Genomic DNA, 15919 nt, shown 5'->3' on the forward strand with positions numbered 1-15919 from the left:
TCTACACTTGGCATCACTGACTTGAGGGGAAGCCATGCCCAAAAAAGCCGCCAGCACAAAACCAAAAACAACTAGGGCAACCTCAAGAGAAGAGACCAAGCCCGATCCGCAAGGGGCGATTGCTGCAGAAATCCAGCGCCTTTCCGATACCTACGGCATCTCTAAGGAACTCCTGGAGAATTTTGCGCGGTTTGTGGTCAGGCAGCTACAGCCACCGCCTCGGTTGTCTGTCAAAGAGCTGCAGAAAGCGATTTACAACCACTTTGGCGTTAAAAACGCAGCCGAGCTGAGAAAGTCAGCCAGCTTCAAACTGGCAACCAGCGGCATGGGCAAGCTGAGCTTATCCAACATAGACGATTTGGAGCGCATTTATCGTCAGCACATCGGGATCCTTCCCAACGAAGAGGGGGAAGAGGGGTATGGCTGCATCAACGGGATCAACATCTTCAAGTACGACTTGCCATGGCGGGTTTTTGGACTTGACCCCGATCGAGCTACCAATGAGGACATCAAAGCTGCCTTTTATCGCCTGAGCAAGATCTACCATCCCGATTCTCCAACCGGGGATGACAAAATTTTCCAGCGATTGACTCTCTTCTACAAAAGCCTTACGGAGAAATTTGAGCAATGGCTATAGTCTATGTTTCTTCAAACAAGCTCGCCGAATTTTTGGGTATCAGCCTTGAGGAACTCAGGGAGATTGAAGCCTACTTTGACAGTATCCCTGATGATGAGTGGGAACTGGTGGAAGGTAAAGACTATCGCGTTATCAACAAAAGTTCGGGGCTGAGAGAATACACGCAGTCTGGTGCTTACGCCATTTTATCCTTTTTAAGGTCTAGGTCAGAGCAAGGTCGTAAGTACTCTACAGACACAAGCATTAGCACAAGCATTAGGAATTGGTTCAAGGAAGAGTATCGCAAGAGGCAGAAGGCTCTGGTGGATCATAGGATCCTCGAAAACAGCTCCTCTCTGGTCAGAAGACAAGATCAGTTTTGGCTATCTCTTCAAGATGTTGTGACGATCTTTGGAACTCGAACTGATTACCTTAAGAAAGCGCTTGAGATTGCATCAAAACAAAGTAAACTCATCAAAGACGTTCATTACACACGCTTTGGCAACGACGACACTGTCTACCTCTCTTTGCGAGGCATCTATGAGCTTGCCAAGATTATGGTAGAAGTCCTCAAGCAAAACCACAGAAAAGACTGGTGTCGAGATGTTGGCGAACGCATTGAACCCCAGATTCAGGCAATCGTCAAGACAATCCAGGATAGACAAAGGCAGATAGAAAGAGCAAAAGAGCTTGCAAGAAGAAGGGATAAAAATCTCTGTAGAGTTACTCGAAAAACAGCCAGTAGCCTAACGGTTCACCATCTCTACTCTGAAGCGCACTATCCAAAGATTGCAGCAAATCTTTCCAACCTGATTACTATAGCCAGCGAAGTGCATAGCCACTTTCATCAGTGGATGGGAGGTTTCAACGAGCCATGTACAATTGATGACTTCATCAAGTATGTTTTGGAATACTATCCTGAGAACAAAAACCTGATCATCTGGTTGGGACAACAGAAGGCCAGTCTTGGGCCGCAGTTGCCCATTGGCAAGGGGAGAGAGCATGTGCTCTACATTCCTCTCCAGCGTGTAACTTGAAATAACCCATTGGTTATCGGTTGTTTTCAGGTCATTCCAACCACCTTAGTCAGGTTTGTCCGTCCTTGAGGATCCTTGATCTCTTTTTGGGGATCCCTCTTTCTGCGAGCAATCCGCGTCTGTCTCACTGGAAACGACAGAGGCCATAGTACAGCCAGGGATCCCTAAACCAAGCCCTGATTCAAGATCTCGCGGGAACGGGCGATGGCTGCTCTCAAGTTGGCCCGCTGGGTGTAGCGCATCGTCATGGCGGCAGTTGTGTGGCCCAGCAAGTGCTGAATGTGTTCGGGGGCAACGCCGCGATCCAGCAACAAGGTGGCAAAGCTGTGGCGAAACTGGTGAGGGGTTTGATGTCCCGGCTCAGGCTCGGTTAGCTTGAGCACAATATGCCGTAGACCATCGTAGGTGAGGGGACGGCCTCGGTAGGCCAAGCAGCGAGATTGGGAAACAAACAAGGGATCCGTCGGCGCGCACGGGCCCCGTTCTTGGCTCAGATACTGCTGCAACAGCTCGGAGAGGGGATCCCCTACTGCCACAGCGCGGGGTTTGCTCCCCTTGCCACAGCGCACTTCCAACAGGGATCCCTCGGGGCTGATTTGAAAATCTTGAACGGTTAAGTCCAACAGCTCCTGGGCCCGCAGCCCGCACTCCAGCATCAGGCGAATCAAAGCCGCGTAGCGCAGAGAATGGTTCTGGGCCCGCTGCAACACCCGCTGCAACAACAACCGATCCAGATCGCGGGGCAAACGAGCGGGTAGGCGGGCAGGTCGAATGGCTTGGGTGGGCAGGGGATCCTGAAGGTAGCCCCGTTGGCTGGCCCATTCAAAAAATTGCTGCAAGGCCAACCGCTTCAGGTTGTAGGTGGCCGGAGAGGCGGGCGGGTGGATCCGCTGGCCGGAGCGGTTGCGAAACGGACGGCCCTTCAAGCTGTTCAAAAAGGACTGGACGTGGACAGGCTGCACCTGGGGCAGCGGCACCGGGCAAGTTTTGGCAAACTGCTCCAGAGCAATGCGGTAGGTACGGCGGCTGGCAGGGGCCAGATCCCGCTCCCGCTCCTGCAAAAATTGCGCCGCCAGATGGCTGAGACTGGGAGCAGGGCCGCTCGGTTGAGTCTGTCGAACCTGACCAGGTCGGGGATCCCTCATCTTTAGCCCACTGGCAACCCTCAACCAACTCTATCCTTCCCCTGCGAGCAAGCTCCAGCTTGGACTCGGCCCCTACCCCGGCATCAAATGCTGAGCGATGAAGTCCGTGTACACTTCGCCCCTCAAAAAAGCTTCATGGCGCAGGATCTGCTGGTGGAAAGGGATCGTGGTGGGCACCCCGGTGATGGCGCATTCCCCCAAAGCCCGCTGCATGCGGCGGATGGCTGCTGCCCGGTTAGGCCCCCAGACGATCAGCTTGCCCAACAGCGAATCGTAGTAGGGGGGAATGGTGTAGTCGGTGTAGATGTGGGAATCCATGCGCACCCCCGGCCCCCCAGGGGGCAAATAGGCACTGATCGTGCCAGCGCAAGGCCGAAACTGCTGCTTGGGATCCTCGGCGTTGATGCGGCATTCGATGGCATGGCCCCGCAGTTCCACATCCTTCTGGCGAAAGGTCAGGGGTTGACCTTGGGCAATGCGAATCTGCTCGGCAATCAGATCCAGCCCGGTCACCATCTCGGTAACCGGGTGCTCCACCTGGATGCGGGTATTCATCTCGATGAAGTAAAACTGGCCGTTTTTATCCAGCAAAAACTCCACCGTGCCCGCTCCCACGTAATTCACCACCTTGGCTGCTTTCACCGCCGCTGCTCCCATGCGGCTGCGCAGAGCCGTTGTCAAAGCCGGGCTGGGAGCCTCTTCCAACAGCTTTTGGTGTCGCCGTTGAATGGAGCAATCCCGCTCGTACAGATGCACCACATTGCCCTGACTATCCGCCAAGATCTGAAACTCCACATGACGGGGGCGCTCGATGAACTTCTCCAAATAAACCCCGCCGTTGCCAAAGGCCGCTTGGGCTTCCCCCTGGGCGGTGCGCAGCATCTTCAGCAGCTCCTGGGCATCTTTAGCCACCCGCATACCCCGCCCCCCGCCACCGGCGGTGGCTTTGATGATCACGGGGTAGCCGATTTTCTCCGCCAGCTTCACTGCCTCCTCCTCAGAGGTGATCAACCCGCGGCTGCCCGGCACCGTCGGCACCCCCACCGCTTGCATGGTCTCGCGGGCCGTGGCCTTGTCGCCCATCTTGCGCATCGCCTCTGGCGAGGGGCCGATGAAGATCAAGTTGTGGTCGGCACACATCTCGGCAAATTTGGCATTCTCCGCCAAGAACCCATAGCCCGGATGAATGGCAGTGGCCCCGCGGGTGAGGGCTGCCGAGATGATGTTGGGAATGTTGAGGTAGCTTTTGGCCACCGGGGCATCTCCTACGCAAACAGCCTCGTCCGCCAGTTGGACGTGCAGGGAGTTCTGATCCGCAGTGGAGTAAACGGCCACAGTTCGGATCCCCATTTCCTGACAGGTGCGGATGATGCGCAGGGCAATCTCACCCCGGTTGGCGATCAGGATCTTGGTGATGGGCGGCATGAGGGAGGTTCAGAGCAGAGAGATGGATCGACCGCCGAAGCCAGCAGTCTGTGAACGCAAGGTTAAGTTCAGGTGCTCATCCTACTATTTGACATACTCCCCGTCTTAAAGGACGGGGATGCTTTCTCAGCCAGCAGAATTGCTCCTACCGACTGAGCTACACAGGGCATGAGGCTGAAACCTCAACCCTATGGGGGATGCCATGGCCCCAACTACTGGGCCGGAGCCCAGATACTTCCTGCGGATGTTAATTGCCCCCACCCCGTCCCGATGGAACTCAAACCCACACCCACACCTGTACACACGACCTTTGGGCTTGTTTCTCTGTCCACAAACAGGACACTCCTGAGAGCTGTACCGCTCATCTTGCAGTACCACTCTCATCCCCAACCGCTCAGCTTTGTAGGTGATGAGATGCCGGACTTGACCATGCAACATCTGGTGGATCTTCTGATTCGCCTTTTTGTTGTAGTTGGCAGACATCCGGATATCCCGAAGGTCGCCAATCACAACTGTCTGCACGCCTCGCTTGTGGAGCGTGGAGACCAATCGGGTTGTCTGCTTGTGCAGAATATCCCGAATTTGATTGCGCAGCTTCTTGAGCTGCAAACGTTGAGAGCGAACTAGCCGCTTCCACCGCCGAGAGCCCCGCTTTTTGCGCGCCAGGAGTCGAGCTAGCTTGCCCTGCAGCTTGTTCTGGTAGCGCCTTTTGGAGCGCAGCAGCCTGCCATTGGCGATGTAGGTTTGTCCCCCCTCATGAGCGACTGCGGGGTGAATCTCACCCAAATCCACAGCGGCAACGTTGCTCTCTTCCCCCTCTTCTTCCGGCGGCGTATCCCCCACCTTGTAGCAAGCCCTCAGCTCATACTGCTGGCCATCCCAGCCCATCTCTACCCAAACAGGCGTATCCCAAGCCCAGTTAACAATCAGGGGCTCCTTGCCTTTCCCGTTCGACAATCGCAGCTTCCCATTGACGACTTGGATGGCTGAAGATTTCCACTGGACTTTGTAGAAGTACCGACGGCGTCGAGGTGGACGGGCGTTGGGGTCGGTTTTGCGGCGTTCCCGCCAGGACTTGAGAGAGGCAAAGAAGCTTTGCACTACTGCGTCTGCACTGTGGGCATGAAGTGTATTCTCAGGGTCGTTGGGAAACCAACGCATGAATGTGGAAGGCTTTAACCACAATCCCTTCTTGCGGACGACCCGCCAAAAGTGAACGAGCACTTTTGAGTACAGCTCGCCTGCTGCCCTGCTCAACAGCTGCAGTTGCTCTGAGACGCCTAGCTTGAGCTTGCGGACAAGGTACATGCAAAGTTGCCTTTCCTGTCTAATAGCATCTTACAAAAGCCGCCCTAGAAGGGCGGGGCTTGTAACCCAGTTTTTTTGGTCAACTGGAGGGGAGGATAGAGAAGGTCAGGTGGGGATCCCGCATTCAGCCCATCCAGTCGACAACCTAGGTAGGACTGAGGCCACAGGGATCCGGCTGCAGCAGAATCCCGGTGGGGGCAAACTGCGTCACCCAAAACTCTACATCCTGAAACTGGTGACGCAGGGTGTTGCGCACTTGGGCGGCCAGCTCCAGGCTGGGCATGATTCCGAAGACCGTTGGCCCTGACCCCGACATCAGGGATCCCAGGGCCCCCGCCGAGAGAAGAGCTTGGCGCAGTTCCCCTACAATCGCGTACTCCGGCAAAACCACCTGTTCCAAGTCATTGCGCAAACTCCTGGCTAACGCCGGCGGATCCTGACGGCTGAGAGCCGCCAACGCCTGCGGCAAGGTGGGCAGCGCGGGTTCAGATGGGGCAGTCGCTCCCAAGATCTCCCGGCGAGAACGAAAGGCTTGATAGGCCCAGGCAGTCGAAACCCCCAGGTGCTTGGGCTTGGCCAGTAGCACAGGGATCCCTTCCCAATCGGCCAGCGGCTCCAAAACTTCCCCGCGCCCGGTGGCCAGTTGCGTTCCCCCCTGGACACAGAAGGGAATGTCGGATCCCAGACGGGCTGCCAAGCTCTGCAACTCTCCCACCGTCAGGCCCAGCCCCCACAGTTGGTTCAACCCCACCAAAACCGCTGCCGCATCAGCCGAGCCCCCCGCCAAGCCTGCTGCCACCGGAATGTGCTTTTCGATGTGGATCTCCACGCCAGCGGCAGAGTGACACTCTTTTTGCAGCAGCTCAGCCGCTCGATAGGCGAGGTTGCGGGCATCTGTGGGCACTTCTGGGCGATCGCAGGTGAGGTGGATCCCGTGAGGACGGCTCTTCAACTGCAGTCGATCCGCCAAATGAATGCTCTGCAACACCATCGCCACCTCTGAATACCCATCAGGACGGGAGCCGAGGATTTCCAGGTAGAGGTTGATCTTGGCGCGGGCAATCAGGGTACAGGCTTGCATGGGGTGAAAATCTGGGTCAGCAACAAGTCTCAACTCCCCTTAGCCTGTACAGACCTGATCAAAACACAGACTTATCCGGGGAGGTCTCCCAGCCCGATTCTAACGGCAATGGATCCCCTTTCTAGCTGCCGGAGCGCGGCCATGGCCCCAGCCACTCTCCACCGCGAAAGCGCCAGCGGGGAAACAAAATGCGCATTACCACCCAAGCGCTGAGGTAAAGGCAAACCCAGACCACACTGTAGTGGAGAATAAAATCTCCCAAGTCAAACCGTTGGGTTGGGATATAAGGAAGACCCACCACCTTCAAGACTGTACCCAAAAAAAGCCCTTCCCAAATGCCGGCCAAAAGCTGAAGGATCCCAGGCCAATCGTGATCCCACATCCACCCCATCAGATAGTTATAAACGACATCCCAAACACAGCCAAACAGACCTACGTAGAGCAATACCCAAAAATAGGTGAGGCTGCCGCCATGTCCAGTGATCCCAAAATAAAAGGGTAAACTTGCCAAAACACCAACGGTGGCCAATAAGAAAATGCGAGTTTGCCAGCGGCCAATCAGGGTCGGAGTCATCTTTTCCTCCAGCAGTTTTGCCTATCGAGATCATCAGGATCCGTGTCGCTCCCGGTCTGTTTGAGAGAATCTTCTGGCCCTCACCCCCATCCGTTCTCCCTTTGGTATAGAAGAGTTGGGGATCAACGCAACGCCACTTTCATGAGGCTAGCGCGATGGGGAATGGCCATGGTGTGCCGCCAATGTTTTACGTGTGGGACAGCGTTGATAACCAAAAACATCTCACAAAATCCAGAAGCGTTGCCCAATGTCGGCAAGCTAGGGGCTGATGTTTAGGGCCCACTTGCACCATTGCCACAGGGATCGGATCCCTTCTAAGCCTTTGACCCCCGGTGCCCGCAGTCGAGCCAGGTGTTCCACCGAGCGATGGGCACAGTACTGTAAACCCAAAAACGTATCCACCGGCGCATAGGGCCCGCCCAAGGTGATGATCCCAGCGGCGTACATTCGCCCATCCCGGTTGCGCATCTCCACCAGCTCAAAGTCGTTGGAGACATGCAAGCGCCCGTGAGGATTGAGGGGCAGGTTGTAGTGGGTAATTAGATCGTTGAGGAGAGGATTGGTCATGGGATCCGAAACCAAACCCGTACAGTCGATAACGAAATCGGCCTCCACCTTTAATTGCGTGTTGTTGTGGGTACCTCGAATGTAGGTTACCGGCTTACCCTTGTCGCCGGGAACCACCGACTCCACCTTGCCGAACACAATCGAGTACCAGCCCTCTCGCAACCCTTGCCGCACGATCCGCCGCCATTTCCGCCGACTTGCTGTCGTGGTGCCGCCCCAAGCTTCCAGCAGTTCGCGCCGTTCCAGGGGGGTCGCCGCTTCCAATTTGGCACGCAGAACTCCTCCCCAAGTGCCCTTGGGCCAGTTGAAGGGCTGAAACTCCCAATGGTTATCCACTGCCCGTTTGGCTCGTCCGAAGCGATTACCGCTTTTGGGCGCACGGCTCAGATGCACCACCGAGATGCGGGGGTTGACTTTGCGGGCTTCGTAAAGGCGTTCCATCACCTGAGAGGCGACGATCCCAAATCCCCGAATTAGGACGGTGCCACCTTGTTTCTCCAACTGCTCATAAACGTGATCATGAGGCTCATAGCCGTGTACCACCGATCTCAAATCTCCTGTTTTTTCGCGAAACTCCTGCAGGTCGTTGAGCAACTTGATGGCCGGATATCCAGTTGCCAAATGGAGATACTTGGCCACCATAAAACGGTGATCCGTATGGCCGGGCCGCGTTGCCGAATAGGCCACCACATATCGCCCATCCTCCGTTTTGCGAATGGCGCGAATATGGCCGTAACACAACATTTGCTCCCAACCAATTCGGGCTGCCTCCCGATCCATTGAGGCAAATACATCCCCCGCCCGCGGCGTATAGGTATCTGCCAACAAGGGCTCACTAAATACCTGCCACAAAAAGCCGAATGCTTCCAACAATCGGCCGGAGAAAAAGGAACGCCAAGCATCCCGCAGAGCATAGCCAGGCCAGCCCCAAATGTTGTCTGGACAAGAATCGGAGCCAGAGCGAATTCGCTTCCAGCGGGGGATCTGGCAGTTGGTCAAAAGCCGTTCATACCGTTCGTAGGGTTTGCGGGCAATGCTGATGACGCGGATGTGTTCCGGTCTGACCCCGTAGATGCGCAGGGTATCCACCCAGACAAAGCTGCCGATACCGCCGCCCAAGGCCAAATAGAGGGTCTCTTCCACAGGTAGTCCGGTGGCTTTGAGGGCGCTCAGGGCAATTTGCTCAGCTCGAAACAAATCCGGCGGCGGAAAATCCGAGCCAGCCCGCACTTCAGGAAGCTGCTCTGGGGCGAAAACCACCGTGGAAGCCGGGGGAACCTCAAATGCAGTGTCGGGTTGGGTTGCCGGGCGAATCAGGTCGGTGCGAGGCTCTAGCAGGAGGGTAGGGGTACCGCGATGGGTGCCGGTCAAAAGGGTGGCATTGGGATCCCTGGGGGAGACTAAACCAACAGTGATGCTGTAGGGGCCAAGCTCCACCACTTCCCCCCCCTGCAACACCCGGCGTGCCTGCCGGATTTTTTCCCCATTGATGCGGCTGCCGTTGGCACTGCGATCTTCATAGATGACCTGGCCATCCTCACCGAGATAGACGAGGGCGTGATAACGGGAGATCTCCTGGCTGGCAAACACAGCCCGCGCCACTTCTCGACCTTGCCATTCCTGTGGCAATTGGGCCAGCTCCCTGCCCAAGGCAAGAGGCAATGGGAAAATCAGCTCCTGCTGTTCTTCGGTGATGGGATCTTCCCAGCTCAGTTGAATTTGCATAGCTTCTGCTTACCTTTACAAAGATCATGAAGAGGCCATTGAGAAAACACAGAACAGCGCGACCTCACAGGTCACTTTTGGTTTGCCCGGGATCCCTTTTTTCTATCCCCCACGGACTTGGATCAGCCACTGGGATCTGTAAGAAGAATTAAGAAGAATAGAAAGGGTTGGTCCTCTAGAGAGGAGGTTGTGGGGCTTTGCCAGCTTCTGGAGGAGGGATCACCAAGGTAGCGCTCAAGACCAAATGTCCACAGTAGGGACAATTCTGACCCTGATATTCTGGGGGCAGGTAGTGAGGGTTTTCCAGGCGGCTGCACTTAACCTTGAGGGTGTCCAAAGTGCCGCGGCTGAGGAGATCCCCCTGATCCTTCCTGGCCACTTCTATAGACTTCACCCTCAGCACAATGTGCCCCAACTGAATTTGGCTATTGGCCTCAAGCGCAGGCTCTTCCTGAATTATTTTTCGGCCATTCACCCAGACAGGGTTGGGCTGCTTAGGAGGCAAACGATCCCGAGTTAAGTTGCGAATGTGAAAGTTTAAGGTTTTGGGATCAAAATAAAGCCCGGCGTGAATTCCTGAAACCGAGCGAGTTGGGTCATTGAGCACCACATCACAGCTGGGATCCCGTCCAATGGTAACCAGCTTGGAGGGAACAGGCGAAACCGTTTGCGATCGGCGCCGGTCGGCCTCGGTCCATTCTAAAGTGAGTTGACACACGATCCCATTCTCCACAGTTCAGCGCCTCCATTCCCTAGATCGGCTTCAGCATATCCAAAGGTCAGCTTGGGGAAAGCAGAAGATGTCTTTTTCGTCAAAATTGTTATCTTTTTGGATAACTATAACCTACTCCCCTGACCAAAGGCTTGCGCTGATCCGGATCACCTGAGTTGGGATCTCCGAGTTACATTCCTGCTGGAGACCGTGCCCAAACGCTCCGCGCCGCTTCCGCGACCACCCTCAGCTCCTCTTCCAGAGGGAGAGGGGAGCCAGACGGAAAGGTTTCATTCATGATGTTTAGACCATGATGTTTAGAGTGACTACATACTCGACTTTATCCCCACCCGATTTGAAGCAACAAAACTCGATCTCCTCAGGAACGGCGAGGCCGTTCAAGTTTGACCGAGGTGGCCTGATCCCTTGGCCGGAAGCCTCAGAAATCCACCTGAGAGATAGGGCCTAGAGTGAGTTTTGAGTTTCTGGGGATCCTGCAAGACTAGTATCCTCTGTGTCTTTATCCAAACCGTTTTCAAAGCACTCCAGTAAATGTGAAACTGCCGCTGCCCAGCCGCTCCTGCCGATCGAACACACTGATGGTGAGCTGATGGGATCCCGTTTGAGTGAGGGTAAAGCGATTCTGGGTCAGGGTCAGCCCTGTAACGGTGCAGGTGGTCGCCCCAACGAAGCAGCCGGGCAACTGAGCGGCATCAAAAGCTCCCAGAGTTACGAAATTGCCCAGTGGGGTGGTGACGGAAGCCAAAAAGGCGTTGGAACCCCGGATCCCGGCAGGGGCCTCTACCCGAAAAGACACCACAAAGGTTGGAGTTTGCCCCACCAAGACGGTGCGCGGAGAGAGATCGGTAATGGTGAGGGATGGAGCAGGTATGGGAGGTGGCAGGGGCGGAAGATCGCTGCTGCCGGTCGTACCCCCACACCCCACCAGAACACTGCTCAGCAGCACCAGCAATGGGATCCGTTCATGCCTTCGCTGCATGGTTTTCCTCCACTCCAAAAGGTCTTCTTTTTTTGAGCTTATTGTCTAGAGTTTGTCTCCACCAAGCCAGCGGGCGGAAAGGAGAGAACCTGGCGAGAAGCAGCCTGGGATCCTTCGCTTATTCCCCTTGCAAAAGGCTTTGGCAGGCTGTGGCAATGGACCAGTCCTCTTGGGCTGAGATCACCAGAACCCGCACCGGAGCATCCGAAGTGCTGATATCGCAGTTGCGGGGGGATCCGGCATTCAAAACCGGGTCGATCTGGATCCCTAAAAAACCTAGGTCTGCACAGGCTGCCGCCCGCACCGGTGCCGAGTTTTCCCCAATCCCCCCAGAGAACACCAGCGCATCCAGCCGATCCAAGCTCATGAGCATCGCCCCAATCTGGCTGCGCAGACGGTGGACAAACAGATCGAAAGCCAGCTCCGCCCGGGCATGGCCTGCCTCCATTGCCTCCAACACAACCCGCATATCGCTGCTCAGGCCGGAAACGCCCTTCAACCCCGATTCTCGGTTCAAGATCCGATCCAGTTCATCCACACTCATGCCCTGGCGCAACTGATGGATCAAAATGCCCGGATCCACTGACCCCGACCGGGATCCCATCATCAAGCCCTCCAGGGGGGTGTAGCCCATGGTGGTGTCCACACTTCTGCCCCCGCGAATGGCCGCCAACGAGCAGCCGTTGCCCAGGTGACAAGTGATCAGCCGCAACTCCTCCAGGGGTCGGTTCAAGATCTCGGCAGCGCGACGGGCGCAATGCTCGTGGTTGATGCCATGAAACCCGTAGCGGCGGATCCCTTGTTCAGCCCAAGCGTAGGGAAGGGGGTAAAGGGCTGCGGCCAGAGGCATTTGCTGGTGGAAGGCGGTGTCGAAAACGGCCACCTGAGGGATCCCCGGCAACAGTTGCCTTAGCAGACGGATGCCAGCCAGCGCAGCAGGGTTGTGGGCTGGGGCCAAGGGGATCAATTGCTCAATCGCCCTCTCCACCTCCGGTGTAATTAAGGTAGGCTGCCGGTACAGGGATCCCCCATGCACCACCCGATGGCCGACGCCGCCGATCTCAGCCGCCTGCGGGAGCAGGGATCCCTCCCCTTGCCAGAGGCTTTGAAACAGCGGGGCCAGTTGGCCGATCCCTCCCTCAGGTGAAGCGGAGGGAAAAGATTCCCACCCACCGCCTCGCCGACGAGTCTGGATGAGGGCCTCCCCCGGCTTGTAGGTGAAATCCACCTGGGCTTGCCAGATGGGCGTGGCCTCCACCCTTCCCTCAACCGTCAGAAATAGGGAGGATTTGAGGCTGCTGGAACCGGCATTGACGACCAGAATATTCACAGCGTGTCTTCGTTGGCCTTCGCACTGCTGGGCTTAAGGCCTATAGCCCGCTTGCTTGAACAGAGCGGTTGACTACCCTGCCGCTAAGGATGACCATAGCATTAAAGCCCTCCTGCAGCTTCCTGAGGCCAAGGCGAACTGCGTAGCGGTAGGACGGAGCTTTAGACCCAATTTTTTGGGTAATCTGTTCCCCTACTTCTGTTGCCCTCCATCCCACTGGACTAACGCTGCTTATGCCCAGAGTCATCGTCACAGATCCCATCGATCAGGCGGGGATCGACATTCTCTCCCAAGTCGCTCAGGTGGATGTGCAAACCCAGCTCACCCCAGAGCAGTTGATCGCGGTCATCCCCAACTACGATGCCATCATGGTGCGCTCTGGTACACGGGTTACCCGAGAGGTAATCGAGGCGGGGACGAACTTGAAGATCATCGGGCGGGCGGGCGTTGGTGTCGATAACATCGATGTGCCCGCCGCAACCAAAGCCGGGATCCTGGTGGTCAACTCCCCAGAGGGCAACACCATTGCCGCTGCCGAGCACGCCATTGCCTTGATGATGGCCCTCTCCCGCCACATACCCGATGCCAATGCCTCTCTGAAGTCGGGCCTGTGGAATCGGCAAGAGTTTGTCGGCGTAGAAGTCTACAAAAAAACGCTGGGGATTGTCGGATTGGGTCGGATTGGATCCCATGTGGCCCAGATTGCCAAGGCGATGGGGATGAAGCTGCTGGCCTATGACCCCTATCTATCCGTGGAGCGGGCCGAGCAACTGGGGGTACGCCTGGTGGACTTCACAACTTTGGTCCAGGAATCCGACTACATCACCTTGCACATTCCCAAAACCCCTGAAACCACCAACCTGTTCAACGCCGAAACCTTTCGCATGATGAAGCCGACCGCTCGCCTGATCAACTGCGCCCGCGGCGGTTTGGTGGATGAACAAGCCCTGTACGAAGCCCTGAAATCCGGCCAAATTGCCGGAGCGGCTTTGGATGTATTTGCCAATGAGCCCCTGAAGGACTCCCCGCTGTTTTCCCTGGGCAAAGAAGTCCTGCTCACTCCCCACTTGGGGGCCTCCACCGAAGAAGCCCAGGTGAACGTGGCCATCGATGTGGCCGAGCAGATCCGCGATGTGTTGCTGGGGCTGCCGGCCCGCTCTGCTGTGAACATCCCCGGCCTACAGGCAGAGGTGCTGCAAAACCTCAGACCCTACCTGGACTTGGCCGAAACCCTGGGCAACTTGGTTGGCCAATTGGCGGGGGATCGCGTCAACCAGTTGGAGATCCGCCTGCAGGGAGATCTGGCGGAAAAAGATGGGCAGCCGATCGTCATTGCCGCCCTCAAAGGGCTTTTGACGCTGGCGCTGCGGGAGCGGGTCAACTACGTCAACGCCTCCATTGAGGCCAAAGAACGGGGCATCCGGGTGGTGGAAACCCGAGATCCCTCTTTGAAAGATTATTCCGGATCCCTGACGTTGATTGCCCACGGCCCCAATGGGATCCGCTCGGTTTCGGGGGCGTTGATTGGGGAGCGAGAGGTGCGGATTACCCAGATCGACGAGTTCCCGGTGAATGTGCCCCCTTCCGCCAACATGCTGATGACCCTGCACCGGGATATGCCGGGAATCATCGGACGGATTGGCACCCTGCTGGGAGCCTACAATGTCAACATCGCCAGCATGCAAGTGGGCCGCAAGATCATCCGCGGCGATGCAGTCATGGTGCTCAGCTTGGACGATCCCCTGCCGGATGGGATCCTGGAAGAGGTGCTCAAGCAGCCGGGCATCCGTGACGCTTTTGTAGTGAACCTCTAGAATTGTTGACCCCTAGAAAAAATCCCAAATCTCACCTACCCTGGCAAGACGGAGTCTTTGCTTGAACCAGAGCAACTTGTCCCTAACCCTGTCCCAGATCCCAGACTGGGATTGGCCGGCCTTTCTGGAGTCCCTGGGCCATTTTGGTGTGGATCTCAGTCTGGAACGCATGCAAGTCTTGCTGCAGCGTCTAGGACAGCCCCAAGCTGGGATCCCGGCCATCCACGTAGCCGGCACCAACGGCAAAGGATCTGTCTGTGCCTGGGTCAGCCACGTGTTGTGGGCGGCAGGCTATCGTGTGGGCCGCTACACCTCTCCCCATTTGGTGGACTGGCGGGAGCGGATTTGGCTGAACGGGGAATACATTTCCGCCAACGACTGGAGCCAAGCGCTGGCCCAGGTGCGGGACTGCCTACAAACCTATGCCCCTGACGAGGCTTCTCCCACCCAGTTTGAGGTTATCACCGCTGCCGCTTGGCTGTACTTCCGCCGGCAAAAGGTGGATGTGGCAGTGATAGAAGTGGGCCTGGGGGGGCGGCTGGATGCTACCAATGCTGGGATCGAGCCAGTGGTAACGGCTATCACCTCCATCGGCTGGGATCATTGGCAGCGCTTGGGCAACAGCCTTCCCCAAATTGCCTCTGAAAAGGCGGGCATTCTCAAGCCAGGGATCCCGGCAGTGTGCGCACCCCAAACCCCAGAGGTCACAGCAGTTATCCGAGCCAAGGCAGAGCAATTGCGAAGCCCCCTGAAGATGGTCGAACCTCTGCGATGGTCAGAGCCTCAAACCGTCCACTGGCGAGGGCAGCTCCTCACCTTGCCCCTCAGCGGCGATGTACAACTCACCAATGCAGCAGTAGCCCTTGCCGTTGTGGAAACCCTACAGCAACAGGGCTGGCGGATCCCGGATGCCGCTGTCGAAAAAGGATTTGCCATCACCCGTTGGCCGGGGCGCTTACAGCGGGTGCAGATTGGATCCCGTCAGTTGCTGATGGACGGAGCCCACAACTTGCCCGCTGCCCAGGCTCTCCGTCGCTATCTGGATAAGCATCAACCCGGCCCCCTCACCTGGTATGTGGGCATCCTCACCACCAAAGATGTCCAGGGCATTCTCAGCACCCTGCTGCGGCCGGGAGATTGCTTTTTTGCCCTGCCAATTGCCGGCCACTCTGGGACGGATCCCGAGCAACTTGCTCAGCTAGCCCAGACTCTGCAGCCTCATCTCGCCTCGGCACGGGCACTGCCCAATCTCTCCGCTCTTCGGGCTCAGTTGCTCAAGCCGAAAAACCTCACTGAGCCACCAGCTGTAATCTGCGGATCCCTGTACCTATTGGGCCAGGTGATGCAGGAATGTTTGGGATGGGATCTAGCCTGTTGAACTGACAGGTGAAACCTTATGCAAAACCTGAGCTACTCTCTTATAAAGAGAGAGGAGCTATGAACAAAAACTAGCTCTCAACCACTATCACTTGATCAAGATACTCCCCTACTGATTGGGTTAGGGTGGTGGGCCTGGCACCGAGCTAGGTTGCCAGCAGGTCGCCCTGCCAGTAGGTTCGCCGCTGATGCGTTTCACGTCCGAGTT

General features: G+C 56.6%; 13 protein-coding genes. 4 read left to right on the top strand and 9 right to left on the bottom strand.

The genetic code is table 11. The features are described from left to right. Positions 1-34: 34 nt before the first annotated feature. Both ACVW0B_RS08980 and ACVW0B_RS08985 read left to right on the top strand, forming a co-directional pair. Positions 35-637: a J domain-containing protein gene (locus tag ACVW0B_RS08980; protein ID WP_083757641.1), complete on the top strand. Its 603-nt coding sequence runs from the start codon at positions 35-37 to the stop codon at positions 635-637. Beyond that, positions 628-1653, top strand: a complete 1026-nt coding sequence (locus ACVW0B_RS08985) for a hypothetical protein (RefSeq protein WP_011433009.1) — start codon at positions 628-630, stop codon at positions 1651-1653. The genes ACVW0B_RS08980 and ACVW0B_RS08985 overlap by 10 nt, the downstream gene beginning before the upstream one ends. A gap of 164 nt (positions 1654-1817) precedes the next feature. Here ACVW0B_RS08985 and ACVW0B_RS08990 read toward each other — a convergent pair whose 3' ends face one another. From ACVW0B_RS08990 to ACVW0B_RS09030, 9 genes are all read right to left on the bottom strand, one after another. Continuing rightward, complete coding sequence (locus ACVW0B_RS08990) at positions 1818-2798, bottom strand: tyrosine-type recombinase/integrase (protein WP_457491487.1); 981 nt, start codon at positions 2796-2798, stop codon at positions 1818-1820. Between the two features lie 72 nt (positions 2799-2870). Continuing rightward, positions 2871-4223, bottom strand: a complete 1353-nt coding sequence (gene accC, locus ACVW0B_RS08995; RefSeq protein ID WP_414412738.1) for an acetyl-CoA carboxylase biotin carboxylase subunit — start codon at positions 4221-4223, stop codon at positions 2871-2873. A gap of 126 nt (positions 4224-4349) precedes the next feature. Then, on the bottom strand, positions 4350-5531 hold the full coding sequence (locus ACVW0B_RS09000; protein WP_414332259.1) for an RNA-guided endonuclease InsQ/TnpB family protein: 1182 nt from the start codon (positions 5529-5531) through the stop codon (positions 4350-4352). A gap of 145 nt (positions 5532-5676) precedes the next feature. Further along, a complete protein-coding gene (gene ispE / locus ACVW0B_RS09005) occupies positions 5677-6612 on the bottom strand; it encodes a 4-(cytidine 5'-diphospho)-2-C-methyl-D-erythritol kinase (protein ID WP_457491492.1) in 936 nt (311 codons plus the stop codon). 121 nt (positions 6613-6733) lie between these two features. Next, entirely contained in the window at positions 6734-7186 is a 453-nt protein-coding gene (locus ACVW0B_RS09010) for a hypothetical protein (RefSeq protein WP_414388642.1), read from the bottom strand. A gap of 258 nt (positions 7187-7444) precedes the next feature. Further along, positions 7445-9478, bottom strand: a complete 2034-nt coding sequence (locus tag ACVW0B_RS09015) for an FHA domain-containing protein (protein ID WP_457491488.1) — start codon at positions 9476-9478, stop codon at positions 7445-7447. A gap of 175 nt (positions 9479-9653) precedes the next feature. Further along, positions 9654-10196 carry an FHA domain-containing protein gene (locus tag ACVW0B_RS09020; protein WP_457491489.1) on the bottom strand — a complete coding sequence of 181 codons (543 nt, stop codon included), beginning with the start codon at positions 10194-10196 and terminating at the stop codon, positions 9654-9656. A gap of 529 nt (positions 10197-10725) precedes the next feature. Further along, positions 10726-11190 (bottom strand): hypothetical protein, encoded by a 465-nt coding sequence (locus tag ACVW0B_RS09025; protein ID WP_457491490.1) that lies wholly within the window; start codon positions 11188-11190, stop codon positions 10726-10728. 118 nt (positions 11191-11308) lie between these two features. After that, the gene (locus ACVW0B_RS09030; RefSeq protein ID WP_457491491.1) at positions 11309-12520 is read right to left on the bottom strand and encodes an acetate kinase; all 1212 of its coding nucleotides are present in this window, start codon (positions 12518-12520) and stop codon (positions 11309-11311) included. Positions 12521-12753: 233 nt separating this feature from the next. On the opposite strand from ACVW0B_RS09030, the gene serA reads away from it, so the two are divergent. Beyond that, entirely contained in the window at positions 12754-14334 is a 1581-nt protein-coding gene (gene serA / locus ACVW0B_RS09035) for a phosphoglycerate dehydrogenase (protein ID WP_011433001.1), read from the top strand. A 76-nt stretch (positions 14335-14410) separates the two neighbouring features. Beyond that, positions 14411-15712, top strand: coding sequence for a bifunctional folylpolyglutamate synthase/dihydrofolate synthase (locus ACVW0B_RS09040; protein WP_457491493.1), 1302 nt, complete (start codon positions 14411-14413; stop codon positions 15710-15712). Positions 15713-15919: the final 207 nt, after the last annotated feature.

The sequence above is a fragment of the Thermostichus sp. MS-CIW-23 genome, assembly GCF_054059455.1.

Coding starts and splice junctions, on each gene's coding strand:
- ACVW0B_RS09010 (WP_414388642.1), bottom strand. CDS start 7,186: ATGACTCCGACCCTGATTGGCCGCTGGCAAACTCGCATTTTCTTATTG.
- serA (WP_011433001.1), top strand. CDS start 12,754: ATGCCCAGAGTCATCGTCACAGATCCCATCGATCAGGCGGGGATCGAC.
- ACVW0B_RS09015 (WP_457491488.1), bottom strand. CDS start 9,478: ATGCAAATTCAACTGAGCTGGGAAGATCCCATCACCGAAGAACAGCAG.
- ispE (WP_457491492.1), bottom strand. CDS start 6,612: ATGCAAGCCTGTACCCTGATTGCCCGCGCCAAGATCAACCTCTACCTG.
- ACVW0B_RS08980 (WP_083757641.1), top strand. CDS start 35: ATGCCCAAAAAAGCCGCCAGCACAAAACCAAAAACAACTAGGGCAACC.
- ACVW0B_RS08985 (WP_011433009.1), top strand. CDS start 628: ATGGCTATAGTCTATGTTTCTTCAAACAAGCTCGCCGAATTTTTGGGT.
- accC (WP_414412738.1), bottom strand. CDS start 4,223: ATGCCGCCCATCACCAAGATCCTGATCGCCAACCGGGGTGAGATTGCC.
- ACVW0B_RS09000 (WP_414332259.1), bottom strand. CDS start 5,531: ATGTACCTTGTCCGCAAGCTCAAGCTAGGCGTCTCAGAGCAACTGCAG.
- ACVW0B_RS09025 (WP_457491490.1), bottom strand. CDS start 11,190: ATGCAGCGAAGGCATGAACGGATCCCATTGCTGGTGCTGCTGAGCAGT.
- ACVW0B_RS08990 (WP_457491487.1), bottom strand. CDS start 2,798: ATGAGGGATCCCCGACCTGGTCAGGTTCGACAGACTCAACCGAGCGGC.